A 22451-nucleotide genomic window follows, 5' to 3' on the forward strand; every position below is an offset into this window, starting at 1 on the left:
CTGCGCCGCTGCTTGCGAGCAAGGGGCGGCGCGTGCACGGCCGCCGTCGTCCTCAGGCGCCCGGCGCGGGCAGGCCATGCACGAGCAGCGCGAGCGTGTCCGCGCCCGCGTGGCGATCCTCGGAAATCTCCCGGTACTCGGGCGACTCGACGAACCGGCGCGCCGACGCCTCGTCGGCAAACGACATCAGCACCACCTTGTCGCGATCCCATTCCCCTTCGAGCGCCACCGGCGCACCGTCGGCGGCGAGCAGGCGGCCGTCGAACCGGCGGAATACATCCATGAAGCGCGCCTGATACCGGTCGTATGCGTCGCGGTGCGTGAAGCGAAGTTGCGCCAGCAAATAGACTGCCACGGTCGTCTCCGTTCGTCGGAATCCGCTGATGCTACCCGTTGCCGGTGCAACGCGTACGGCGGGCGGGCAAATGCTGCGCGCGAACCAACAAGAGCGGCCCGCGGGCCGCTCTTGTCGTTTCAGGCGGCGAATGCCTGACGTCGTTCAGAACGAGTGGTGAATCCCGGTGAGCACGACCACCTGGTTGGCGGTGCTCGACACGCCTGCCGTGAAGAACGCGGCCTGTGCGCCGCCCGAACCGTGCTCGTACAACACGTTCGCATAAAGCTGCGTGCGCTTCGACAGCGCATAGATGTCGCCGAGCTCGACCTGCGTCCAGCGGCGGCCGGCCAGCGTCGTGGTCGCCGCGCCGCCCGCGATCGTGTTGAACGCGCTGCTGCGGTAGTTCACGCCCGCGTCGTAGCTCTGGAACGTATCCGAAAAGCCGTTCGACTGCATTTTCGTGCGCGTGTAGAGGCCATGCACGAGGAAGTCGCCGAACTGGTAGGACGCGCCCGCGCCGATGTTCTCGACCTTGTTCGCGGTGTAGCCGTTTGCCGTGTTCTGCCCCTGGAACGACGTGATGCCGGTCGTGCTGATCAGGATCGAGCGGTCGTGCTCGTTCGAGTACACGGCCGACGCCTTGAACGGCCCGTTCGCATAGTTCAGCGCGACGCCGACCGACTTGCCGGTCGAGAAGTTCGTCGTGTTGCCGAGCGCCATCGTCGCCGCGGCCGAGAAGCCCGCGAAGGTCGGCGAACGATACTTGACCGCGTTGTTGTACGGCACGTTGCCGGTCGCGGCGAGCCCGTCGATGTTGCCGGGGTGGAACGCGTACCAGCTCATCGCGAGGTAGGCCGTGCTGAGCGGATCGAGATAGTCGAACGACAGCGGCGTCTGGCGGCCGAGGGTCAGCGTGCCGTAGCGTTCCGAGCTGAGGCCAACGAACGCCGCGCGGTTCCAGATCGTGTTCGCGGTCGCGAACTGGCCGTTGTTCGTATAGAAGCCGTTTTCGAGCTGGAAGATCGCCGACAGGCCATCGCCGAGGTCTTCCTTGCCCTTCAGGCCCCACCGGTCGGGCTGCGTGTTGCCCTGAATCATCGCCCACTTCGCATGGCCGCCGACGTTGTTCACGTACGCGATGCCCGCATCCAGGCTGCCGTACAGCACCACGCTGCTCTGCGCCCACGCGCCCGACACGGCGCCCATCCCGATCACTGCTGCTGCTACCGCATGCTTGACCATTTGATCTCCTGAATCTCCAACCTGATGAAAACGTGCCGTGGCGGCATGCGCAGGAACGGCCGGCCGTTGCGCGTTTTCGCCATCGAACGGGCATTTGTATGTTCCATATAAGGAACAGTGTGCCTCTGATGGAATGGAGTATAGGGGCGTCGAGCGTCTGGTCAAAAATAATTTTTTCGGGACGGATGGGGGCCGGGGCGATGCTCGTGACCGGTGCGCAAAGCCCGCAAAAAGGGCATAACTCCCCGTCACACAACAAAAAATTACATTTGATAAGGCAGGCGAAAGCGATCTCCAACCCGATGGTCGGTGTTTTCCCTAGGACATGCAGCTTTTTGTTTTACTCGTGAAAAGTCGCTCCTATAATCACCATCCATAAACTGCTGTTCCGAGTATGGAACAAATCGGAGCAGACCGAGAGTCGATCAGAAGGAAGGGTGTGAGATGTCTGAACAATGGGTTTGCGCCGGTCACGCCGGCGCGCTGTCGGAAGACACGCCGATCGAGTTCAAGCGGACCGACGGCGCGGAAATCGGGATCTACCGCGTCGGCGACGACGTGTATGCGCTCGAGAACGTGTGCCCGCATGCGTACGCGCTGCTGACGCAGGGGTTCGTCGACGAAGGCACGGTCGAATGCCCGCTGCACGAGGCCGTGTTCGACATCAGGACGGGCGAATGCCTGAAGGGCCCGGGCGGGCGCGCGCTGAAGCAGTACGCGGTGCGCCTTGCCGGCGAGGAAATCCAGATCAAGGTGGAATGACATGAAAGAAGCGACCGTCAACTTCAATCCCTTCCTGAAGCCGTGGGTGGCGCCGCAGCCGAACAACGTCGCGGGCAAGGGGCAGATCGAGATCCCCGGCCAGGTCGAGAACCAGGTCTGGCAAAACCGCAAGGCCGCACCGACCCAATACGAAAACGACCTCGGCGATGCACTCGAACGCGTGTTCGAAGCCGGCGCGATCGAGCTGGACGATGTCGTCGCGGGCCTGAACCGCATCGGCTTCCGCGCACCGGACGGCACGGCGTGGACCCCCGAGCGCTTCCGCGCCGAAATGGCCTCGCTCGCGGAATGACCGCGCCGAGCGCGTGACCGCCGACCCGACGACAACCGCATCCGGAGCACACTGATGACGTCCCCCGTACAACACGCAGTCCAACACGACCCGGTCCGTGACTATCTCGACCGCGGCATCAAGAACTACTGGTATCCCGTCGCGCCGAGCTGGCAGGTGTCGAATGCGCCCGTCGGCCTCACGCGCCTGTCCGAGCAGATCGTGCTGTGGCGCGATCACGAAGGCAAAGTCCATGCGCTCGAAGATCGCTGCCCGCACCGCGGCGCGCGCCTGTCGCTCGGCTGGAACCTCGGCGGCAACATCGCCTGCTGGTATCACGGCGTCGAAATCGACGGCGGCGGCACGGTGAACCGCGTGCCGGCCGTGTCGAACTGTCCGCTTGAAGGCATGAAGTGCGTGAAGTCGTATCCGGTCGAGGAGAAGGCCGGCGCGATCTTCCTGTGGTTCGGCGACGAAGCGCACGGCGAGCCGGCGCCGCTGAACCTGCCGGAAGAACTGGTCGACGACGAGTACGGCCACTTTCTGTGCGTGTCGAACTGGAAGTGCAATTACCAGTACGCGATCGACAACGTGATGGACCCGATGCACGGCGCGTACCTGCACGCCACGTCGCACTCGATGGCCGAAGGCGACAAGCAGGCCGACATGCGCGTGCGCAAGACGGAAACGGGCCTGATGTTCGAGAAGATCGGCCAGCGCGACGTGAACTTCGACTGGGTCGAGCTCGGCGAAACGGGCTGCCTGTGGATGCGCCTCGCGATTCCATACAAGCAGAAGTTCGGCCCCGGCGGCAACTTCGGGATCATCGGTTTCGCGACGCCGGTCGACGGCGACAACTGCCAGGTCTACTTCTGGCGTACGCGCAAGGTCAGCGGCTGGCAGCGCGACGTGTGGCGCTTCATGTACCGCAACCGCCTCGAGGGCCTGCACTGGGACGTGCTCGAGCAGGACCGCTACGTCCTCGAAAGCCTCGCGCCGAACGCACGCGATCACGAATACCTGTATCAGCACGACGTCGGCATGACGCGCGTGCGCCGGATGCTGCGCACGCGTGCGCAGGAGCATCTTTCCGCGCTCGACACGCATCGCGCGGCGCAGGCCGCAGCGGAGCCCGCGAATGGCTGAGCTCGCTCCGGTCGTGTCGCTGCCGGGGCGCCGTGTGCTCGTGACGGGCGGTGCGCGCGGGCTCGGCGCGGCGTTCGTCAAGGCGCTGGTCGCAGCGGGCGCGCAGGTCGCGTTCGGCGACGTGCTGGTCGAAGAGGGCCGCGCGCTGGCCGCGCAGCTCACGCAAGCCGGCCACACCGCGCATTTCTTCGCGCTCGATCTCGCCGATCCGGCCAGCATCGACGCGTTCGTCGCGCAGGGCGCGGCAGCACTCGGCGGCATCGACGCACTGATCAACAACGCGGCGATCACGAACTCGGGCGGCAAGCTGTCGACGGAGCTGGACGTGTCGACCTGGGACGCCGTGATGAACGTGAACGTGCGCGGCGTGTGGCTCGTCAGCAATGCCGCGCTGCCGCACCTCGCGCAGTCGGGCCGCGGCGCGATCGTGAACCTCGCATCGGACACCGCGCTGTGGGGCGCGCCGAGGCTGCTCGCGTACGTCGCGAGCAAGGGCGCGGTGATCGCGATGACGCATGCGCAGGCACGCGAGTTCGGCGCGCACGGCGTGACGGTCAATGCGATCGCGCCGGGGCTGACCGAAGTCGAGGCGACGGCCTACGTGCCGGCCGAGCGCCATGCGTTCTACATGCAGGGCCGCGCGCTGACGCGCGCGCAGGTGCCCGACGACGTGACGGGCCCCGTGCTGTTCCTGCTGTCGGACGGCGCACGCTTCGTGACGGGTCAACTGCTGCCGGTGAACGGCGGCTTCGTAATGAATTGAATTGAAGTTTTCACTCTGATGAAGGAGAGGACGATGGCGGACGCCGATCTCGAACGCAAGTCGTGGGACCAGCCGGAAGGCGCAAGCTTCAACGACTGGATGGAAGGGCGCGTCGCGCGCTACGCGACGCGGCGCTACGACTGGGACGCACTGAAGTTCCAGGCCGACTACGACCCGAAGTACCGCCGCGCGCAGATGCGCTATGTCGGCACGGGCGGCACGGGCGTCGCGAAGGACGTCAACACGGTGCCGGCCGGCGGCTTCACGTTCTCGACGATGGTCATCCCGGCCGGCAACATCGGCCCGAGCCACATCCACATCGACGTCGAGGAAATCTTCTTCGTGCTGCGCGGCAAGATGAAGGTGATCTGCGAGCGCGACGGGGAGACCTGGGAAGCGATCCTCGGCGAACGCGACCTGATCTCGGTGCCGCCGGGCGTGTATCGCACGGAAATCAACATCGGCGAGGAAGACGCGCTGATGTGCGTGATGCTCGGATCGTCGAAGCCCATCACGCCGACGTATCCGCCCGATTCGCCGCTCGCGAAGATCAAGCGTTGAGACGGAGCCGGTAAAGCAATGAGTGTCATCGACAAACGTGAACGCGACCGCACCGCGGCGTTCGCCGCGCTGCTCGGGCAGTTTCCTGAGCAGCGTTGCGCGGCCGGCGCGGCGGGCACGATCGGCTACCGTGAAGCTGGCGCAGGCGAGGCCGGCGCGCAGCATGCGGGCCGTGCGCTGCCCGTCGTGCTGCTGCACGGGATCGGCTCGGGCGCCGCATCGTGGGTCCGCCAGATCGACACGCTCGGCGCGTCGCGCCGCGTGCTCGCGTGGGATGCGCCCGGTTACGGCGTGTCGACGCCCGTGCACGGTGCGTCGCCGGCCGCCGCCGATTACGCGGCATCGCTGAACGCGTGGCTCGAGGCACTCGGCATCGAACGCTGTGTGCTGGTCGGTCATTCGCTCGGCGCGATCATCGCGGGCGGTCTCGCCCGCGTGATGCCCGCGCGGATCGCCGGCCTGCTGCTGGTGTCGCCCGCGGGCGGCTACGGCAGCGCACCGGCCGAAACCCGCGAATCGCGCCGCGACGCGCGGCTCGCGATGCTCGCCGAACTCGGCCCGGCCGGGCTCGCCGAACAGCGCAGCGGCAACATGCTGTCCGGTTTCGCGAACGAGGAGGCACGTGCGTGGGTGCGCTGGAACATGGCGCGCATCGTGCCGGCCGGCTACGCGCAGGCCACGCATCTGCTCGCGAACGCCGATCTTGCGGCCGATCTCGCCGGTTTTCGCGGTCGCACGGCAGTCGCCGTCGGCGCGAACGACGCGATCACACCACCCGCCGCGTGCGAACGGATCGCCGCGGCCGCGCACGTCGGGCTGCAGGTGATTCCGCAAGCCGGTCATGCCGGTTATGTCGAAGCACCGGCCGTTTATTCCGCATTGATCAACACGTTCTGCCGTCAATGCGATACGCAGCGAGGGCTGGCATGAACGAACCGCTGCAACAACAAGACGCAGAGAACGCGAAAGCCGAAGCCAGCTACGTGGTGCCCGGCCTCGAACGCGGGCTGCGGATCCTCGCCGAATTCTCGCCGCGCGAGCCCGTGCTCGGTGCGCCCGAGCTGTCGAAGCGGCTCGGCATTCCGCGCACGACGGTGTTCCGCCTGCTGCAGACGCTTGAATCGCTCGGCTTCCTCGAGCGCGCGGACAAGGATCGCAACTACAAGCTCGGCATCGCCGTGCTGCGGCTCGGCTTCGAATACCTGAGCTCGCTGGAGCTGACCGATCTGGGCCTGCCCGTGATCGAGAGCCTGCGAGACGCCACCGGCTTCACGACGCACATCGTGATTCGCGACGGCCGCGACGTGGTGTTCGTCGCGAAGGCACAGAGCCAGGCACCGGTGTTCAGCTCGATCCGCGTGAACGTCGGCACGCGCCTGCCCGCGCATGCGACGACACACGGCCACGTGCTGATGGGCGACCTGTCGTTGAAGGAACTGCATGCGCTGTATCCGGAGGGCACGCTGAACCGGATGACGAACGCGACGCCGGAAACGGTCGACGCGCTGTACGAAGTGATCCGCGAGGATGTGCTGCGCGGCTACGGCGTCAGCAATTCGTCGTTCGAGCGCGGCATCTCGGTGGTCACGGCGCCGGTGCGCAACGAGACGCAGAAGATCGTCGCGTGCATCACGGTGACGGTGCCGCGGCCGGAAATCGATGCGGCGCTGATCGCGGACGGGCTGATCGACAAGGTGCAGCGCGCGGCGGCGGAACTGTCGCGGCGGCTCAATTACCGCTCGGATGACGAGCATACGTTTCTGAAAGCTTTAGGACTCCGATGATCCAGATCGATCTGACCGGGCAGGTGGCGGTGGTGACGGGCGGCTCGTCCGGCATCGGCCTCGCGACCGCCGAACGGTTCCTGCAGGCAGGCGCATCGGTCGCGATCTGCGGCCGCGACGGCGAGCGCCTGGCGCGTGCCGAGGCGATGCTCAACGAAAAATACCCGGGCGCGCAGCTGCTCGCCGCGCGCTGCAACGTGCTCGACGAGCATGACGTCGCCGCGTTTGCGCAGGCCGTGTCCGCGCGCTTCGGCCGCGCCGACATGCTGGTCAACAACGCCGGTCAGGGCCGCGTGTCGACCTTCGCCGACACGACCGACGATGCGTGGCGCGAGGAGCTCGAGCTGAAGTACTTCAGCATCATCCGCCCGACACGCGCGTTCCTGCCGCTGCTGCGCGACGCACAGGCACCGACGATCACCTGCGTGAACTCGCTGCTCGCGCTGCAGCCGGAGCCGCACATGGTCGCGACGTCGTCGGCGCGCGCCGGTGTGCTGAGCCTCGTGAAGTCGCTCGCGACCGAACTCGCGCCGCAGCGCATCCGCGTGAACTCGATCCTGATCGGCATCGTCGAGTCGGGCCAGTGGCGCCGCCGTTACGAAGCGCAGGCGCAGGCCGGCGAAAGCTGGGAGGACTGGACGGGCGCGATCGCCCGCACGAAGAACATTCCGCTGAACCGCTTCGGCAAGCCCGACGAGGCCGCCTGGGCACTTTTTTATCTCGCAACGCATCTGTCGTCCTACACGACGGGCAGCCATATCGACGTTTCTGGAGGCTTTGCACGCCATGTCTGAAAAAACCACGGTTGGCGAGCTGATTGCCGCCTTTCTCGAGCAGTGCGGCGTGAAGACCGCATTCGGTGTCATCTCGATCCACAACATGCCGATCCTCGACGCGATCAACTCGCGCGGCAACATCCGCTATGTCGGTGCACGCGGCGAAGCCGGCGCATTGAACATGGCCGACGGCCTGGCCCGCGTGTCGGGCGGCCTCGGCGTCGCGTTCACGAGCACGGGTACGGCCGCAGGCAACGCGGCGGGCGCGATGGTCGAGGCGCTGACGGCCGGCACCGCGCTGCTGCACGTGACGGGGCAGATCGAGACGCCGTATCTCGACCAGGATCTCGCGTATATCCACGAAGCGCCGGACCAGTTGTCGATGCTCGACTCGATTTCGAAGGCTGCATTCCGCGTGCGCACCGTCGAAACCGTGCTGCCGACGATCCGCGAAGCCGTGCGCATCGCGCAGACGGCGCCGACGGGCCCTGTTTCGGTCGAGATTCCGATCGACATCCAGGCGGCCGAAATCGAATGGCCGGACGACCTCGCACCGGCACACGTCGCGGTGCGCGAGCACGACCCCGCACGCGTCGCGAAGCTCGCCGACGCACTGGCCGCCAAGCGCCGCCCGCTGCTGTGGCTCGGCGGCGGCGCGCGCCACGCACGCGAGGAAGTCGAACGCCTCGTGAAGCTCGGCTTCGGTGTCGTGACGAGCGTGCAGGGCCGCGGCGTGCTGCCCGAGGATCACCCGGCGACGCTCGGCGCGTTCAACGTGCACGCGTGCGTCGAAGCGTTCTACAAGACCTGCGATGCGCTCGTCGTCGTCGGTTCGCGCCTGCGCGGCAACGAGACGCTGAAGTACAAGCTCGCGCTGCCGCAGCCGCTGTTCCGCGTCGATGCCGAAGCACTTGCCGACAACCGCGGCTATCGCAACGAGCTGTTCGTGCATGGCGATTCGAAGCGGGTGCTGGCCGAGCTGGCCGACCGCCTCGAAGGCCGCCTGTCGGTCGATCCGCAATTTGCAGCCGATCTCGCGGCAGCCCGCGAGCAGGCAGTGGCCGACGTGTCGAAGGGCCTCGGGCCGTACAAGAAGCTGGTCGACACGCTGCAGGGTGCGGTCGGCCGCGACTACAACTGGGTGCGTGACGTGACGATCTCGAACAGCACGTGGGGCAACCGCCTGCTGAAGATCTTCGAGCCGCGCTCGGGCGTGCATGCGCTCGGCGGCGGCATCGGCCAGGGCATCCAGATGGGCATCGGCGCGGCGCTGGCGGATGCGGCCGCGAAGACGGTGTGCCTCGTCGGCGACGGCGGCCTGATGGTCAACGTCGGCGAGCTCGTGACGGCCGTGCAGGAAAACGCGAACGTGATGATCGTGCTGATGAACGACCAGTGCTACGGCGTGATCCGCAACATCCAGGACGCGCACTACGGTGGCCGACGCTGCTTCGTGCAGCTGCACCAGCCCGATTTCGCGCAGTTCTGCGCGAGCTTCGGCCTCACGCACTACCGGATCACGTCGCTCGACGACGCCGAAGCGATCGTGCGCGAAGGGATGGCGAAGGAAGGGCCGGTGATGGTCGAGGTCGACATGCTGTCGGTCGGCTCGTTCGCATCGCAGTTCGCGGGCCCGCCGGTGAAGAAGGAAGCGCCGACGGAGCGCCAATATGCTTAACGGGCAAAAGCGGGCCCACGCACCCGTCGACGTCGCGATGATCGGCTTCGGTGCGATCGGCGCGGCCGTGTACCACGCGGTCGAGCACGATGCGTCGCTGCGCATCGCACACGTGATCGTGCCGGAACACCAGCGCGCGGCGGTGCAGGGCGTGCTGGGCGGCGCGGTGGAGGTCGTGTCGTCGGTCGACGCACTGGCCCGCCGCCCCGAGTTCGCGCTCGAATGCGCGGGCCACAGCGCGCTCGTCGATCACGTCGTGCCGCTGCTGAAGGCCGGCACCGACTGCGCGGTCGCGTCGATCGGCGCGCTGTCCGACCTCGCGCTGCTCGACGTGCTCGCGCAGGCGGCCGACGAAGGCAACGCGACGGTCACGCTGCTGTCCGGCGCGATCGGCGGTATCGACGCGCTGGCTTCCGCGAAGCAGGGCGGCCTCGACGAAGTGCTGTACGTGGGCCGCAAGCCGCCGCTCGGCTGGCTCGGCACGCCCGCCGAGGCACTGTGCGACCTGCGCGCGATGACCGAGGCAAAGGTGATCTTCGAAGGCACCGCGCGCGATGCCGCGCGCCTGTATCCGAAGAACGCGAACGTCGCGGCCACCGTCGCGCTGGCGGGCCTCGGCCTCGACGCGACGCACGTGCGCCTGATCGCCGATCCGGCGGTCGAGCGCAACGTGCACCGCATCACCGCGCGCGGCGCATTTGGCGAGATGTCGCTGGAAATGAGCGGCAAGCCGTTGCCGGACAACCCGAAGACGTCCGCGCTGACGGCGTACTGCGCGATCCGCGCGCTGCGCAACCGCGCGGCCCGCTGCGTGATCTGACCGGGCCATTGAATGTCCGCCCGCGCCACGGCGAGGGCGGACGTGCAGAGACAGATTTGTGGGACTTGTGACATGACTCCTTTCGATACGAGCCTCGTACCCGACGGCAACATCCTGATCGGCGGCGAATGGCGGCGCGGCCGCGGCGCGCCTTACGCGAGCATCTATCCGGCCGACCAGTCGCTGAACATGGAAGTGTCGACGGCGAACGCGGAAGATGCGGCCGAAGCCGTCGTGGCCGCCGACGCCGCATGGCGCCGCGCCGACTGGGCCGGGCTGAAGCCGCACCTGCGCGCGCAAGTGCTGTACCGCATCGCCGACCTGATCATGCAGCGCCATGAAGCGCTCGCGAACCTGCAGCGTCGCGACAACGGCAAGCCGATCAGCGAGACGCGCGTGCTGGTGGCCAGCGCCGCGAACACGTTCCGCTATTTCGCGGCGTGCCTCGAAACGCTCGACGAGGAACTGACGCCGTCGCGCGGCGACTACCTGACGATGAGCGTGTACGAGCCGATCGGCGTGATCGCGGCAATCACGCCGTGGAATTCGCCGATTGCGTCCGATGCGCAGAAGCTCGCGCCGGCGCTCGCCGGCGGCAACGCGGTCGTGCTCAAGCCGGCCGAAGTCACGCCGCTCGTGTCGCTCGCGCTGGCACGCATCTGCGAGGAAGCCGGCGTGCCGAAGGGCGTGCTGAGCGTGCTGCCGGGCAAGGGTTCGGTGATCGGCGACGTGCTCGTGCGTCATCCGCTGGTGAAGAAGGTGTCGTTCACGGGCGGCACCGAAGTGGGCCGCGGCATCGCGCGCATCGCGGCAGAGAAGCTGATGCCGGTGTCGCTCGAACTGGGCGGCAAGTCACCGACGATCGTGCGCGACGACGCCGATCTCGATCACGCGGTCAACGGCGTGCTGTACGGCATCTTCAGCTCGTCGGGCGAAGCATGCATCGCGGGTTCGCGGCTGTTCGTGCAGCGCTCGGTGTACGACGAATTCATGAAGCGCCTGGTGGCCGGCGCCCGCAAGCTGCGCGTGGGTGACCCGACGCGGCCCGACACGCAGATGGGGCCGCTGATCACCGCGAAGCATCGCGAATCGGTGGAGCGCTACGTCGCGCTCGGCCTGGAGGAGGGCGGCCGTCTGCTGTGCGGCGGCGAGCGGCCGTCGGGCGACGGTCGCGAGAACGGCTTCTTCTACCAGCCGACGATTCTCGAAGGCTTGCCGAACAGCGCGCGCATCTGCCAGGAAGAGATCTTCGGCCCGGTGCTCGTCGCGATGCCGTTCGACGACGAAGCATCGCTGATCGCGCAGGCGAACGACAGCGTGTTCGGCCTGGCCGCCGGCATCTGGACGCGCGACTACAAGCGCGCATGGCGCATTGCGCGCGCGCTGGAAACCGGCACCGTCTGGATCAACACGTACAAGCTGTTCTCGATCTCCACACCGTTCTCGGGCTGGAAGGAGAGCGGGATGGGCCGCGAGAAGGGGCGTCTCGGCATCCGCGAGTACATGCAGCAGAAGAGCCTCTACTGGGGCTTGAACGACGCGCCGCTGCCGTGGGCGAACTGACCGAAGGGGAAAAACGCAATGAGCATTTTGGGAATCGAGCAGATCACGTACGGTGTCGACGATCTCGCGACCTGCCGGCGCTTTTTCGCCGACTGGGGGCTGAAGGAAGTCGAGCACGACGACACGCAAGCACGCTTCGAGACGATGAACGGCTGCACCGTGCTGGTCGTCAAGGCCGACGATCCGGCGCTGCCGCCCGCGTTCGAAGCGGGCCCGACGCTGCGTGAAGTCACGTGGGGCGTCGCGACGCAGCAGGAACTCGACGCGCTGCGCGGCAAGTTCGCCGGCCAGCCCGGGTTCTACGCACGCAAGGATGCACTCGGCTGCACCGACCCGAACGGGATGGCGATCCGCGTCGAAGTCACGCGCAAGCGCGAACTCGGCATCACGGGCTCGCCGTCGAACGTGTGGGGCCAGACGCTGCGCGTCGACCAGCCGAGCCCGATCTATGCGCGTGCGGAGCCGGTCGAGGTCGGGCATGTCGTGTTCTTCACGAACTGCCTCGACGCGCAGGAAAAGTTCTATCACGAGCTGCTGGGCTTCGAGACGTCGGACCGCTACCCGGGCCGCGGCGCGTTCATGCGCTGCGCGCCGCACGGCGGCCACCACGACCTGTTCCTGCTCGCACTGCCGAATGGCAAGCGCGGCCTGAACCACGTCGCGTTCACCGTGCGCGACATCCACGAGGTGTTCGGCGGCGGCATGCACATCGACCGCTGCGGCTGGGAAACGCAACTCGGCCCGGGCCGTCACCCGGTGTCGTCCGCGTACTTCTGGTACTTCCAGAACCCGGCCGGCGGGCTGATCGAGTATTACGCGGACGAAGACATGCTGACGCCCGAGTGGCAGCCGCGCGAATTCGAGCCGGGCCCGACCGTGTTCGCCGAGTGGGCGGTCGACGGCGGCCTCGACGGCAACACGCGCCGGCAGAAGAACGCGAAGGCGCCGGAAGGCAAGTTCATGACGGAGCGCAAATCATGAGCGAAGAGAACACACAGGCGCAGCCCGCGCCCGGCACGGTCGTCGTGATCGGCGGCGGCCAGGCCGCCGGCTGGGTGCTGAAGACGCTGCGCGCGGAAGGCTTCGCGGGCCGTCTCGTGATGATCGCCGACGAGCCGCATCTTCCATACGAGCGCCCGCCGCTGTCGAAGGCCGTGCTGGCCGGCGACGCCGACATCGAAACCGTGCGCGTCGTGCGTCCCGACGAATTCGACGCGCTGAACGTCGAAGCATGGCAGCCGGAACGCGCCGCATCGATTGACCGCGCGCGCCGCGTCGTGACAACCGAAAGCGGCCGCGAGATCGAATACGACCGTCTTGTGATCGCGACCGGCGGCACGTCGCGCCGCCTGCCGGACGCACTCGTGAGGACCCCGAACCTGCATTACCTGCGCACGCTCGACGAAGCGGCCGCGCTCGGCGAGAGGCTGCGCGCGAGCCGGCGCGTGCTCGTGATCGGCGGCGGCTGGATCGGCCTCGAAGTCGCGGCGACCGCGCGCAAGCTCGGCGTCGAGGCGGTCGTGGTCGAAGGCGCGCCGCGGCTGTGCGGCCGCTCGGTGCCGCAGGTCGTGTCGGATTTCCTGCTCGACCTGCATCGCTCGAACGGTGTCGACGTGCGTCTCGGCGCGGCGCTCGCATCGCTCGACGCGCAGCCGGACGATGCATCGAAGGTACGCGCGACACTCGCTGACGGCACGACGATCGATGCCGATTTCGCGGTGGCCGGCATCGGCCTCGCGCTGAACGCGTCGCTCGCGAGCGATGCGGGGCTGGCGATCGACGACGGCATCGTCGTCGACGAATTCGGCGCGACGAGCGACCCGGCGATCTTCGCGTGCGGCGACGTCGCGAACCATCACAACGGCTGGCTGAAACGGCGCGTGCGGCTCGAATCGTGGGCCAATGCGCAGAACCAGGCGATCGCGGCCGCGAAGGCCGTGCTGGGCGTGCGCGCGCCGTACGCGGAGATTCCGTGGTTCTGGTCCGATCAGTACGACGTGAACCTGCAGATCCTCGGCGACTTGCCGGCCGATGCGCGGCTCGTCGTGCGCGGCGAGCTTGCCGCGCGCCGCGCGACGCTGTTTTTCGTGGGCGAAGGACATGTGAGAGGTGTCATCGCCGTGAACAACGCGCGTGAGCTGAAGCTTGCGCGCAAGTGGATGAACCAGGGCCGGGCAGTGGATACGGAAGCGCTGGCAGACACGAGCAAGCCACTGGCCTGACCGGGCGACGAGACATAGGAGACACCCCGCATGAGCACTTTCGACAACGTCGTGGCCGGTCGCGCCACGATGGAAGCTGCCGCCTCCACGCCCGGCGCGATCATCGCGCGGCTCGAGCGGCTTCCGGCCAACGCGATGCAGCTCCGCGCCCGCCTGCTGATCGGCACCGCGACGTTCTTCGACGGCTTCGACGTGATCACGATCGCGGCCACGCTGCCGCTGCTGATTCACAAATGGGGGCTGTCGCCGACGCAGATCGGCCTGCTGATCGCCTCCGGCGCGATCGGCCAGCTGATCGGCGCCTTCCTGTTTCCGGCGCTGGCGGAGAAGCACGGCCGCGTGAAGGCGATCGCGTGGAGTTCGGCCGTGATCGGCATCACGAGCATCGCGTGCGGCTTCGCACCGACGTTCGAGATCTTCGTGCTGCTGCGGATCCTGCAGGGCCTCGGCCTGGGCGGCGAGCTGCCGGTCGCCGCGACGTACATCAACGAGATCACGCGTGCACATGGCCGCGGCCGCTTCGTGCTGTTGTACGAGATCGTGTTCCCGATCGGCCTGCTCGTGTCGATGGCGCTCGGCGCGTGGCTCGTGCCGCGCTTCGGCTGGGAGATCATGTACTTCGTCGGCGGGCTGCCGCTGATCCTGTCGCTCGTGCTCACGCGCCTCGTGCCGGAGTCGCCGCGCTGGCTCGCATCGCGCGGGCGGCTCGCGGAAGCCGGGCGTGCAACAAGCGTGTTCGAAGCGTCGGTGCGCGGTGAACTGCCGCCCGTCGCGCAGGTGGCCGCGTTCGACGAGATGGTGCGCCAGCACCCGAAGCGCCGGATGAGCGACCTGTTCAGCGCCGCGTATCGCAAGCGCACGCTCGCGGTGGCGACGTTGTGGGCAACCTGCGGGTTCATCCAGTACGGGCTGTCGACGTGGCTGCCGACGATCTACAAGAACTTCTATCACGCGCCGTTGCAGCTCGCGCTGAACCTCGCGGTGATCGGCTCGGTGATGGGCGTGCTCGGGTCGCTGGCGTCGGCGCTGCTCGTCGACAAGCTCGGCCGCAAGCCGGTGATCGTGTGGTCGTTCGTGCTGTGCGCGCTGTCGCTGGCGTTCGCGGGTGTCTATCACGCGTCGTCGGTGTATGTCGTGTCGATCTTCTGCTCGCTGTCGCTCGGCTTGATGGCGTCGGGGTTCATTACCGCGTACGTCTATACGCCTGAGCAGTATCCGACGAGCATCCGCGCGTCGGGCTGCGGGCTCGGCAGCGCATGGCTGAAGATCGCATCGTTCGTCGCGCCGATGGTGGTGCCGCACGCGATCATCGGCGGGAACCTCGCGCCGGCGTTCTACCTGATCGGCATCGTGCCGCTGATCGCGGCGGTGACTGTGCACTTCGTCGGGATCGAGACGAAGGGGAAGGTGCTCGAAGCGCTTGAAGCGTAAGCGCGGCCGGCGGTAACGGATGAGTAGGGGAGGCCCGGGCAATGCCCGGGCCTTTTTGTTATGCGGCGATCCGGTTGCCGCGGCGTGACGGCGCGTGCAAGCGCGCGCGATGGCCGACTTGCGGCTTGCATGTTCTAATTCACGATCCCGCTTTCCGACCGACTGTCGCCATGCCCTTGTTCGAACCTGTCACGCTGGATACTTCCCGCCTCGTGCTGCGGCCGCTACGCGAAGCCGACGCGCACGCCTTCTTCGAGATCTGGTCGGATGCGGAAGCGATGCGCTATTTCTCGTTCTCGCCGATGACGCACATCGAACAGGCGATCGAGCGCGTTACGCGCAACCTGAACACGTCCGCGAGCGGGCAGGACCTGATCTGCGTGCTCGAACTCCGGGAAACCGGCGAAGCGCTGGGCGAATGCGTACTGTTCCATGCGAACGAGCAATGCCGGCGCGCCGAGATCGGCTTCAGCCTGCGGCGCCGGTACTGGAGCGGCGGCTACATGCGCGAGGCGGCATCGGCGGTGATCGAACACGCGTTCGGCACGCTGCGGCTGAACCGGATCGAAGCCGATATCGATCCGCGCAACGTCGCGTCGGCGCGGCTGCTCGAACGGCTCGGCTTCGTGAGGGAAGGGTTGCTGCGCGAGCGCTGGATCGTCGGTGACGAAGTGTCGGACAGCGCGCTGTACGGGCTGCTGGCGAACGACCGGCGCGCGTGATGCGCGGGAGCCGGATCACTTCGCCGCAGGAACGATCGCGAACGCGTCCACTTCAACCAGCACGTCGGGGTGGAAGAGCGAAGCCACGCCGACGAGCGCGCTCGCGGGCGGACAGGTGGTATTGACCCACCGGTCGCGCACCTCGCGAATCTGCGGCAACAGGCTCGAATCGAAGTCGCGGACGTAGAGCGTGAGTCGCGCGACGGATTCGAAGCCGACGCCCGCGGCACGAAGTGTAGCGGCGATGTTCCGGAACACCTGATCGAGCTGCGTCGCGTGATCGGTGCCGACCACGGTGCCGTCGGTGTCGAACGGAACGTGCCCGGACAAGTACAGCGGTTGGCCGCCTTCCACGAGTATTGCTTGCGAAATACCGGGAATCGTGGCGCCGGGGGGATTGATTGCACGCAGCATGCGACTGTCCTCTCAGGGTGATGCGGTGGTTCGGTGCGGTCGGGTTCGACTCGCCGCGTCTGATTCACCGGTTGACCGGCGATTGCGCGATGCGCTCACGATTTCGCGAGCCAGCCCTCGACCTGTTCTTTGCCGTGCAGCGCTGCAGTCCACCGAGCGGGTAACGCGTGCTCGCCGTACAGCGCGCCGGCGAGGCTGCCGGCGATGGCCGCTGTCGTATCCGTGTCGTTGCCGAGCGCGATCGCGCGTTTCACGCAGTCTTCGTAACTGCGCGTCGACAGCAGGCAATGGATCGACGACCAGAAGCTGTCGACCACGTAACCGGACCCTTGCGGCGCATCGAAGCGGCCATCGAGCACGATCTTCAGTTCGATCTCGTCGGCCGCGCCCGCGTAGCGTGTCAGCAATTCGTCTTCCGCCGCGCGCACCGCATCGGGCGCCGGCTGGCCTTCAAGAATGCCCATTGCCGTCAGGCCATAGAGCGCACAGCACAGCTGCGAGCGCACGTGGCCGTGCGTGACGACGCTCTGCCTGCACGCGAGCCGGATCGCTTCGTCGTGCGATGCGGCGACCATCACCACCGGAAAGCAGCGCATCAGCGAGCCGTTGCCGTTGTCGCGCTCGTCGTCGGGGCCGGCAACGGCCGGCGCCGCGCCGGCCGCCAGCGCGTGGAACGCGCGCTGCGTCTGCAGGCCGACGTCGAACACGCGGCCGTCCGGCGTAAAGGCGCCGCGATGAAACCAGTCCTGCAGGTTGCGGGCGAACGTATCGAGATTCAGGTCGCGGTCATCCGACAGCGCGTCGAGCAGTGCGAGCGCCTGCGCGCCGTCGTCGCTCCAGGTGCCGGGCGGCACGCCGTCGTGTGCGCGCGCAAAGCCGGGGGGCGGCGTCATGTCGATTTCGGCGGGCGGCGGGATCGACGCCGCGTCGTGGAATTCGTACGGGACGCCCAGCGCGTCGCCGATCAGCAGGCCAAGCAGGCCGCCGCGCAGGCGGGATCGTCGGTTCGGAATGGCGGTCATCGGGCAGGGAGCGGGTGGGCGGCTCGTGCCGCGGAATACCGTGCAGACTAGACCAATCGCCTGCGCGTGCCTAGGGTCTGTTCACGCTAATAACGGGCTTGCGAACGTGCCTTGTCGGCTGTCCCCCAAGGGGACTACCTTCGGGCGCGTGCAAGGCGTAAGGAGCGCCGTTTGGCCGAGCCAAACAAGCGACGCGCGACGCCGCAATGCGGCCGACAAGGCACGTTCCCCTATTTGGAAAAATTCATTCGTGGGGCTGGCCCCCAGAAGGGCCGATCGCCGCGTCATGCTCCTCACGAATACGTCGAGTATTCGCTTCGTCCCACAGGGACTTCCGTTGGTCGTCGCAATCCTTGCGCTCGGCCCTTCTGGGGGCCAGCGCAAGCCCGTTATTAGCGTGAACAGACCCTAGCCGATGCAGCGCCGCCGGTGCGAACGAATGCCGCATGGCCCGTGTGCGCCGGTGAACTAGAGTCGACTGGTAGCGGATGAAACGACACCGGGAAGACAAGATCATGGCCAAGAAATTTCCGCTGCATCCCGTGCATCCGGAGCGGATCTGCTGGGGATGCGACAACTACTGCCCGACGCACGCGATGCGCTGCGGCAACGGCTCCAGCCGCACGCAGCACCCTAGCGAGCTGCTCGGCGACGACTGGTATCGATACGGCGACTGGGGCATCGAAGGCGCGGATGCCGACGATGAACACGAACACGAGCACGCAACCGCGGCCGGCGGGCAGTCGTAGCGACAAGTTGCCTCACCCGAGTGCGTCCGGATTCTTGATCTGCATCACGGTTGCGAAGCGCGTGCCGAAACATCATGAAAAAAGATGCATGCACCACGCATCTTGAAGCGGGCGGGATGCCCGGCGGCCAGGAACGCGCGTTCCGCCGCCGTTCGCGCCGACCCGCGCCCCCATGATCGAGAAAGGAGAGCACCGTGTTTTGCTATCAATGCGAACAGACCGACCGGACCGGCGCGCGGCCCGGCTGCGCATCGGCGAAAGGCAACTGCGGCAAGGATGCAACGACGGCCGACCTGCAGGACCTGTTGGTCCATGCGGTGAAGGGCATTGCGCAATACGGCGCGATCGCGCGAGCGATGGGCACACCGGATCGCGACGCCGACCGCTTTGTGCTGTACGCGATGTTCACGACGCTGACCAACGTGAATTTTCATGCGGCACGTTTCGTCGCGCTGCTGCGCGAAGCGGCTCAGGTGCGCGACCGTGTGAAGGCCGCCTGTGATGCGAGTGCGCGGGCGGCGGGAACGGTCGTCCCGGCGCAGCACGGGCCGGCGATGTGGCAGCCGGCGGACGATCTGGCCGGCCTGCTGGCGCAGGCCGCGAGCGTGGGTGTCGACCAGGGGCTCGACAACGTTGGGGCGGACATCGTCGGCCTGCGCGCGCTGGTGCTGTACGGGCTGAAGGGCGTGTGCGCGTATGCGCATCATGCGCGGGTGCTCGGCTACGAGCGCGACGATATCTACGAGGGGATCGAGGCGGCGCTCGCATTTCTCGCGCGCGACCCCGCCGACGTCAGCGCGCTGCTCGCGCAGGCACTCGAACTCGGCCAGCTGAACCTGACGGTCATGGAGGTGCTCGACAGCGCGAACACCGGCCGTTTCGGCGCGCAGCAACCGACTGCCGTGCGCGTGTCGCCGGTAGCGGGCAAGGCGATCCTCGTGTCGGGCCACGATCTCGGCGATCTGCACGCGCTGCTAGAACAGACGGCCGGCACGGGCATTCAGGTGTACACGCACGGCGAGATGCTGCCGGCCCATGCGTATCCGGTGCTCAACGCGTTCCCGCACCTCGCCGGCAACTACGGCGGCGCGTGGCAGGATCAGCAGAGCGACTTCGCGCATTTCCCCGGGCCGATCCTGATGACGTCCAACTGCATCATCGAGCCGATGCCGCCATACCGGCAGCGGATCTTCACGACCGGGCCGGTCGGCTGGCCGGGCGTGCGCCATCTCGAGCATCATGATTTCTCGATGCTGATCCGCGCCGCGCAAGCGCTGCCCGGGTTCCCGGCCACGGCGCCGGAGCAGACGATCACGGTCGGTTTCGGCCGGCACGCGGTGCTCGGTGTCGCGGACAAGGTCATCGACGCGGTCAAGGCCGGACAGATCCGCCATTTCTTCCTGATCGGCGGCTGCGACGGCGCGGCGCCGGGCCGCAACTACTACACCGAGTTCGCGGAGCAGGCCCCCGACGATACGGTCGTGATGACGCTCGGCTGCAACAAGTACCGCTTCAACCGGCACGCGTTCGGCGATATCGGCGGCATTCCGCGCCTGCTCGATCTTGGGCAGTGCAACGACAGCTATTCGGCGATCCGGATCGCGACGGCGCTGGCCGACGCATTCGAATGCGGCGTGAACGACCTGCCGCTGTCGCTCGTGATCTCGTGGTTCGAGCAAAAGGCGGCGGCCGTGCTGCTGACGCTGCTCGCGCTCGGCCTGCGCAACATCCGCCTCGGGCCGACGCTGCCGGCATTCGTGACGCCGGGCGTGCTGGCGGTGCTGGTCGAACAATTCGGCATCCAGCCGATCGGCGACGCCGGCACCGACCTGGCCGCGTCGCTGGCGCGCCGGGCCGCTTGAGCGGGATCGTTCGATGACGTATCGCATCGAGATCACGACACGCGACGGCGAGCGCTTCGGCTTTGGCTGCGACGCGGGGCAGGATCTGCTGTCGGCCGCGGCCGACGCCGACATCACGCTGCCGTCGCAATGCCGGCGCGGAAGCTGCGGCGCATGCCAGGCGACCGTCGTCGACGGCGCGTACGAGATGCTGCCCGACAGCGCCGGCGTGCTGCCGGCCGGCCAGCGCGGCGCGGTCCTGCTGTGCCGGACCACGCCGCGCGGCGATCTGCGGGTCGCCGCGCCGTACGACCGGACCAAGGTGCTGCTGCATCCGGTGCCCGTGCGCACCGCGCGGATCGCGGCGCTCGAGACGGTTGCGGCCGACACGATGCGTGTCGAGCTGCAGATCGAACCCGACGACACGTTCGGCTCGGCAGCGGAGTTCGAGCCCGGCCAGTTCGCGGAACTCGAGGTGCCGGGCAGCGGTGTGCGCCGCCCGTATTCGCTCGCGAACACGAGCAACTGGGACGGTCGCCTCGAGTTCCTGATCCGGCTGCGGCCGGGAGGGTGGTTCTCGACCTACCTGCGTGAGCGTGCGCGACCCGGCGATTCGCTGACCGTGCGCGTGCCGATGGGCGGCTTCGGGCTGTTCGCGGACAGCCTGCGGCCGCGCTGGTTCGTCGCGGGCGGCACGGGGCTCGCGCCGATCCTGTCGATGCTGCGGCGTATGGCCGAATTTCAGGAGATGGCCGACGCGCGGCTGTTCTTCGGCGTCAATCAGGAAAGCGAACTGTTCATGCTCGACGAACTCGCGCGCTTGCAGGTCGACCTGCCGCAATTGCGCGTCGATCTGTGCGTGTGGCGGCCGGGCGGGGAGTGGAGCGGGTTGCGCGGCACACCGGTCGATACGTTGCGTCTGGCGCTCGCGCAGCACGACGGGCTGCCCGACATCTACGTGTGCGGGCCGCCGCCGCTCGTGCAAGGCGTGCGGGAGGTGGCGATGACGGCAGGCGTGCCGGATGCGCAGTTCGCGAGCGAGCGTTTTACTGTTTGATGTCGATGTCGATGTCGATGTCGATGTCGATGTCGATGTCGATGTCGATGTCGATGTCGATGTCGATGTCGATGCCGATGCCGATGCCGATGTCGGGGCGATGGCGGGGGCGGGGGCGGGGCGACGCCGGCGCGCCATGCTCCCGGGCGCGGGTGACTTGCCGGAATCACGCCACAAACGTACCCTTGGTCGACCCCCACCACCATCGGCAGGTGCTCGACCATGCAAGCCCTCCCTTTGCGTCTTTCCCCCGGCGACGACCTGCGCGCGTCGATCGAGCACGCATTGCGTCAGCACGACGCGCACGCGGCATTCGTGATCCAGGGCATCGGCAGCCTGAGCGTCGCGCAGTTGCGCTTTGCCGGTGCCGACGTGCCGACCGAGCTGCGCGGCGACCTTGAAATCCTGACGCTGGCCGGCTCGGTATCGCCGCACGGCGCGCACCTGCACATGTCCGTTTCCGATGTGGTCGGCCGCGTATCGGGCGGCCATGTGGCCAGCGGCTGCATGGTGCGCACGACCGCCGAGATCCTGCTTGCCGTGCTTCCCGCGCATCGCTTTGCCCGTGAACCCGATCCGCACACCGGCTTCAACGAACTGGTGATCCGCCGCGAGCCGGGCGGCGAGGGCGCGTGAAGGTCGCGAAGCGGCGCTAGAATCGCCGGTCATTCGACGCGTTTCCGCCATTCATCCTTCCGCGAGGGCCCCATTCATGGATGATTCCGAAATCGAACAGAAGGCGTGGGATATCGTCCGCACCTGGCTCGAGGGCGCGACGCCCGAGCAATGGCACCGCTTCGCCGCGCGCTCCAACTACGACGGCAACGGCCGCGCGCTGCGCTGGCTGCTCGACAACCGCAGCATCGATCGCGCCACCGCGCTGCTGATCTACTGGAATCTCGGCGCCGCGTGGTTCGTGCAGTACGCGAACGAAAGCGACCTGGGCGATGCGTCGTATCAACTGGACACGTTCCGGCTGCTGCGCGAAATCGAGCAGCGTTACGCGGAAGGCTTTTACGCCGATCACGGGATCTGGTTCGATCCGCATGACTTCGAGGGCGCGGGCCCGGACGACTATCCGGACGTACCGGTCGCGCGGCCGGTGCCGGCGCTGATGCTGAAGCCGACCGACGGCCGCGAGTATGTCGATCTCGACGAGATGGAAGGGTACGACGAAGGCTTGCCGTTCGACGTCGCCGACCGGCTTTACGCGCTTTACGACTGACCGGGCCGGGCCGGAAATTCGTTCCGGCGCCGGATAAAAAAATG

24 protein-coding genes are annotated in these 22451 nt (G+C 67.3%); 20 read left to right on the plus strand and 4 right to left on the minus strand.

The annotated features are described in order from the left end of the window. Positions 1-52: 52 nt before the first annotated feature. Positions 53-355 carry a DUF1330 domain-containing protein gene (locus HAV18_RS00885; protein WP_166951436.1) on the minus strand — a complete coding sequence of 101 codons (303 nt, stop codon included), beginning with the start codon at positions 353-355 and terminating at the stop codon, positions 53-55. A gap of 144 nt (positions 356-499) precedes the next feature. Further along, entirely contained in the window at positions 500-1579 is a 1080-nt protein-coding gene (locus HAV18_RS00890) for a porin (RefSeq protein ID WP_166951438.1), read from the minus strand. 444 nt (positions 1580-2023) lie between these two features. Between HAV18_RS00890 and HAV18_RS00895 the strand changes: the two genes are divergently transcribed. The 15 genes from HAV18_RS00895 to HAV18_RS00965 all read left to right on the plus strand — a co-directional run bounded on the left by HAV18_RS00895 (position 2024) and on the right by HAV18_RS00965 (position 16099). Beyond that, positions 2024-2341 carry a non-heme iron oxygenase ferredoxin subunit gene (locus HAV18_RS00895; protein WP_166951441.1) on the plus strand — a complete coding sequence of 106 codons (318 nt, stop codon included), beginning with the start codon at positions 2024-2026 and terminating at the stop codon, positions 2339-2341. Between the two features lies 1 nt (position 2342). Further along, a complete protein-coding gene (locus tag HAV18_RS00900; RefSeq protein WP_166951443.1) occupies positions 2343-2654 on the plus strand; it encodes a recombinase-like helix-turn-helix domain-containing protein in 312 nt (103 codons plus the stop codon). A gap of 54 nt (positions 2655-2708) precedes the next feature. Next, on the plus strand, positions 2709-3779 hold the full coding sequence (locus HAV18_RS00905; RefSeq protein ID WP_166951446.1) for an aromatic ring-hydroxylating dioxygenase subunit alpha: 1071 nt from the start codon (positions 2709-2711) through the stop codon (positions 3777-3779). Next, positions 3772-4542: an SDR family oxidoreductase gene (locus HAV18_RS00910; protein ID WP_166951449.1), complete on the plus strand. Its 771-nt coding sequence runs from the start codon at positions 3772-3774 to the stop codon at positions 4540-4542. Before HAV18_RS00905 ends, HAV18_RS00910 begins: the two co-directional genes overlap by 8 nt. 33 nt (positions 4543-4575) lie before the next feature. After that, on the plus strand, positions 4576-5103 hold the full coding sequence (locus HAV18_RS00915) for a cupin domain-containing protein (protein WP_166951453.1): 528 nt from the start codon (positions 4576-4578) through the stop codon (positions 5101-5103). 18 nt (positions 5104-5121) lie between these two features. Then, entirely contained in the window at positions 5122-6033 is a 912-nt protein-coding gene (locus HAV18_RS00920) for an alpha/beta fold hydrolase (RefSeq protein ID WP_166951457.1), read from the plus strand. Beyond that, positions 6030-6887, plus strand: coding sequence for an IclR family transcriptional regulator (locus HAV18_RS00925; protein ID WP_166951459.1), 858 nt, complete (start codon positions 6030-6032; stop codon positions 6885-6887). The genes HAV18_RS00920 and HAV18_RS00925 overlap by 4 nt, the downstream gene beginning before the upstream one ends. Then, positions 6884-7681: an SDR family oxidoreductase gene (locus HAV18_RS00930; protein ID WP_166951462.1), complete on the plus strand. Its 798-nt coding sequence runs from the start codon at positions 6884-6886 to the stop codon at positions 7679-7681. The genes HAV18_RS00925 and HAV18_RS00930 overlap by 4 nt, the downstream gene beginning before the upstream one ends. Further along, positions 7674-9341 (plus strand): thiamine pyrophosphate-binding protein, encoded by a 1668-nt coding sequence (locus tag HAV18_RS00935; RefSeq protein WP_166951465.1) that lies wholly within the window; start codon positions 7674-7676, stop codon positions 9339-9341. Before HAV18_RS00930 ends, HAV18_RS00935 begins: the two co-directional genes overlap by 8 nt. After that, entirely contained in the window at positions 9334-10161 is an 828-nt protein-coding gene (locus HAV18_RS00940; RefSeq protein ID WP_166951467.1) for an aspartate dehydrogenase, read from the plus strand. The genes HAV18_RS00935 and HAV18_RS00940 overlap by 8 nt, the downstream gene beginning before the upstream one ends. Before the next feature lie 72 nt (positions 10162-10233). Continuing rightward, positions 10234-11724: an aldehyde dehydrogenase gene (locus tag HAV18_RS00945; protein WP_166951470.1), complete on the plus strand. Its 1491-nt coding sequence runs from the start codon at positions 10234-10236 to the stop codon at positions 11722-11724. 18 nt (positions 11725-11742) lie between these two features. Then, positions 11743-12705, plus strand: coding sequence for a VOC family protein (locus HAV18_RS00950; protein ID WP_166951473.1), 963 nt, complete (start codon positions 11743-11745; stop codon positions 12703-12705). Then, the gene (locus HAV18_RS00955; RefSeq protein WP_166951476.1) at positions 12702-13946 is read left to right on the plus strand and encodes an NAD(P)/FAD-dependent oxidoreductase; all 1245 of its coding nucleotides are present in this window, start codon (positions 12702-12704) and stop codon (positions 13944-13946) included. The genes HAV18_RS00950 and HAV18_RS00955 overlap by 4 nt, the downstream gene beginning before the upstream one ends. Positions 13947-13976: 30 nt before the next feature. Next, positions 13977-15377 carry an MFS transporter gene (locus HAV18_RS00960; protein ID WP_166951481.1) on the plus strand — a complete coding sequence of 467 codons (1401 nt, stop codon included), beginning with the start codon at positions 13977-13979 and terminating at the stop codon, positions 15375-15377. A gap of 170 nt (positions 15378-15547) precedes the next feature. After that, on the plus strand, positions 15548-16099 hold the full coding sequence (locus HAV18_RS00965) for a GNAT family N-acetyltransferase (protein ID WP_166951483.1): 552 nt from the start codon (positions 15548-15550) through the stop codon (positions 16097-16099). 15 nt (positions 16100-16114) lie between these two features. On the opposite strand, the gene HAV18_RS00970 is transcribed toward HAV18_RS00965, so the two are convergent. Together HAV18_RS00970 and HAV18_RS00975 are read right to left on the minus strand one after the other, a co-directional pair. Further along, positions 16115-16513 (minus strand): RidA family protein, encoded by a 399-nt coding sequence (locus HAV18_RS00970; protein WP_166951486.1) that lies wholly within the window; start codon positions 16511-16513, stop codon positions 16115-16117. A 95-nt stretch (positions 16514-16608) separates the two neighbouring features. Beyond that, entirely contained in the window at positions 16609-17535 is a 927-nt protein-coding gene (locus HAV18_RS00975) for an ADP-ribosylglycohydrolase family protein (protein ID WP_166951489.1), read from the minus strand. A gap of 515 nt (positions 17536-18050) precedes the next feature. Between HAV18_RS00975 and HAV18_RS00980 the strand changes: the two genes are divergently transcribed. The 5 genes from HAV18_RS00980 (at position 18051) to HAV18_RS01000 (ending at position 22407) form a co-directional block, all read left to right on the plus strand. Continuing rightward, positions 18051-18284, plus strand: coding sequence for a DUF3079 domain-containing protein (locus HAV18_RS00980; protein WP_166951491.1), 234 nt, complete (start codon positions 18051-18053; stop codon positions 18282-18284). Between the two features lie 194 nt (positions 18285-18478). After that, positions 18479-20146: a hydroxylamine reductase gene (hcp, locus tag HAV18_RS00985; RefSeq protein ID WP_166951496.1), complete on the plus strand. Its 1668-nt coding sequence runs from the start codon at positions 18479-18481 to the stop codon at positions 20144-20146. A gap of 13 nt (positions 20147-20159) precedes the next feature. Then, positions 20160-21182: an FAD-binding oxidoreductase gene (locus tag HAV18_RS00990; RefSeq protein ID WP_166951498.1), complete on the plus strand. Its 1023-nt coding sequence runs from the start codon at positions 20160-20162 to the stop codon at positions 21180-21182. 222 nt (positions 21183-21404) lie between these two features. Beyond that, complete coding sequence (locus HAV18_RS00995) at positions 21405-21818, plus strand: PPC domain-containing DNA-binding protein (protein WP_166951500.1); 414 nt, start codon at positions 21405-21407, stop codon at positions 21816-21818. A gap of 76 nt (positions 21819-21894) precedes the next feature. After that, a complete protein-coding gene (locus HAV18_RS01000) occupies positions 21895-22407 on the plus strand; it encodes a DUF4274 domain-containing protein (RefSeq protein WP_166951503.1) in 513 nt (170 codons plus the stop codon). The last annotated feature ends 44 nt before the right edge of the window (positions 22408-22451 follow it).

The sequence above is a fragment of the Burkholderia sp. D-99 genome (assembly GCF_011605345.1).
GTDB lineage: Bacteria > Pseudomonadota > Gammaproteobacteria > Burkholderiales > Burkholderiaceae > Burkholderia.

Bases quoted from the DNA above. Each gene is read 5' to 3' on its own strand.
- HAV18_RS00890 (WP_166951438.1), bottom strand. From the start codon at position 1,579: ATGGTCAAGCATGCGGTAGCAGCAGCAGTGATCGGGATGGGCGCCGTG.
- HAV18_RS00895 (WP_166951441.1), top strand. From the start codon at position 2,024: ATGTCTGAACAATGGGTTTGCGCCGGTCACGCCGGCGCGCTGTCGGAA.
- HAV18_RS00900 (WP_166951443.1), top strand. From the start codon at position 2,343: ATGAAAGAAGCGACCGTCAACTTCAATCCCTTCCTGAAGCCGTGGGTG.
- HAV18_RS00905 (WP_166951446.1), top strand. From the start codon at position 2,709: ATGACGTCCCCCGTACAACACGCAGTCCAACACGACCCGGTCCGTGAC.
- HAV18_RS00910 (WP_166951449.1), top strand. From the start codon at position 3,772: ATGGCTGAGCTCGCTCCGGTCGTGTCGCTGCCGGGGCGCCGTGTGCTC.
- HAV18_RS00915 (WP_166951453.1), top strand. From the start codon at position 4,576: ATGGCGGACGCCGATCTCGAACGCAAGTCGTGGGACCAGCCGGAAGGC.
- HAV18_RS00920 (WP_166951457.1), top strand. From the start codon at position 5,122: ATGAGTGTCATCGACAAACGTGAACGCGACCGCACCGCGGCGTTCGCC.
- HAV18_RS00925 (WP_166951459.1), top strand. From the start codon at position 6,030: ATGAACGAACCGCTGCAACAACAAGACGCAGAGAACGCGAAAGCCGAA.
- HAV18_RS00930 (WP_166951462.1), top strand. From the start codon at position 6,884: ATGATCCAGATCGATCTGACCGGGCAGGTGGCGGTGGTGACGGGCGGC.
- HAV18_RS00935 (WP_166951465.1), top strand. From the start codon at position 7,674: ATGTCTGAAAAAACCACGGTTGGCGAGCTGATTGCCGCCTTTCTCGAG.
- HAV18_RS00940 (WP_166951467.1), top strand. From the start codon at position 9,334: ATGCTTAACGGGCAAAAGCGGGCCCACGCACCCGTCGACGTCGCGATG.
- HAV18_RS00945 (WP_166951470.1), top strand. From the start codon at position 10,234: ATGACTCCTTTCGATACGAGCCTCGTACCCGACGGCAACATCCTGATC.
- HAV18_RS00950 (WP_166951473.1), top strand. From the start codon at position 11,743: ATGAGCATTTTGGGAATCGAGCAGATCACGTACGGTGTCGACGATCTC.
- HAV18_RS00955 (WP_166951476.1), top strand. From the start codon at position 12,702: ATGAGCGAAGAGAACACACAGGCGCAGCCCGCGCCCGGCACGGTCGTC.
- HAV18_RS00960 (WP_166951481.1), top strand. From the start codon at position 13,977: ATGAGCACTTTCGACAACGTCGTGGCCGGTCGCGCCACGATGGAAGCT.
- HAV18_RS00965 (WP_166951483.1), top strand. From the start codon at position 15,548: ATGCCCTTGTTCGAACCTGTCACGCTGGATACTTCCCGCCTCGTGCTG.
- HAV18_RS00970 (WP_166951486.1), bottom strand. From the start codon at position 16,513: ATGCTGCGTGCAATCAATCCCCCCGGCGCCACGATTCCCGGTATTTCG.
- HAV18_RS00975 (WP_166951489.1), bottom strand. From the start codon at position 17,535: ATGACCGCCATTCCGAACCGACGATCCCGCCTGCGCGGCGGCCTGCTT.
- HAV18_RS00980 (WP_166951491.1), top strand. From the start codon at position 18,051: ATGGCCAAGAAATTTCCGCTGCATCCCGTGCATCCGGAGCGGATCTGC.
- HAV18_RS00990 (WP_166951498.1), top strand. From the start codon at position 20,160: ATGACGTATCGCATCGAGATCACGACACGCGACGGCGAGCGCTTCGGC.
- HAV18_RS00995 (WP_166951500.1), top strand. From the start codon at position 21,405: ATGCAAGCCCTCCCTTTGCGTCTTTCCCCCGGCGACGACCTGCGCGCG.
- HAV18_RS01000 (WP_166951503.1), top strand. From the start codon at position 21,895: ATGGATGATTCCGAAATCGAACAGAAGGCGTGGGATATCGTCCGCACC.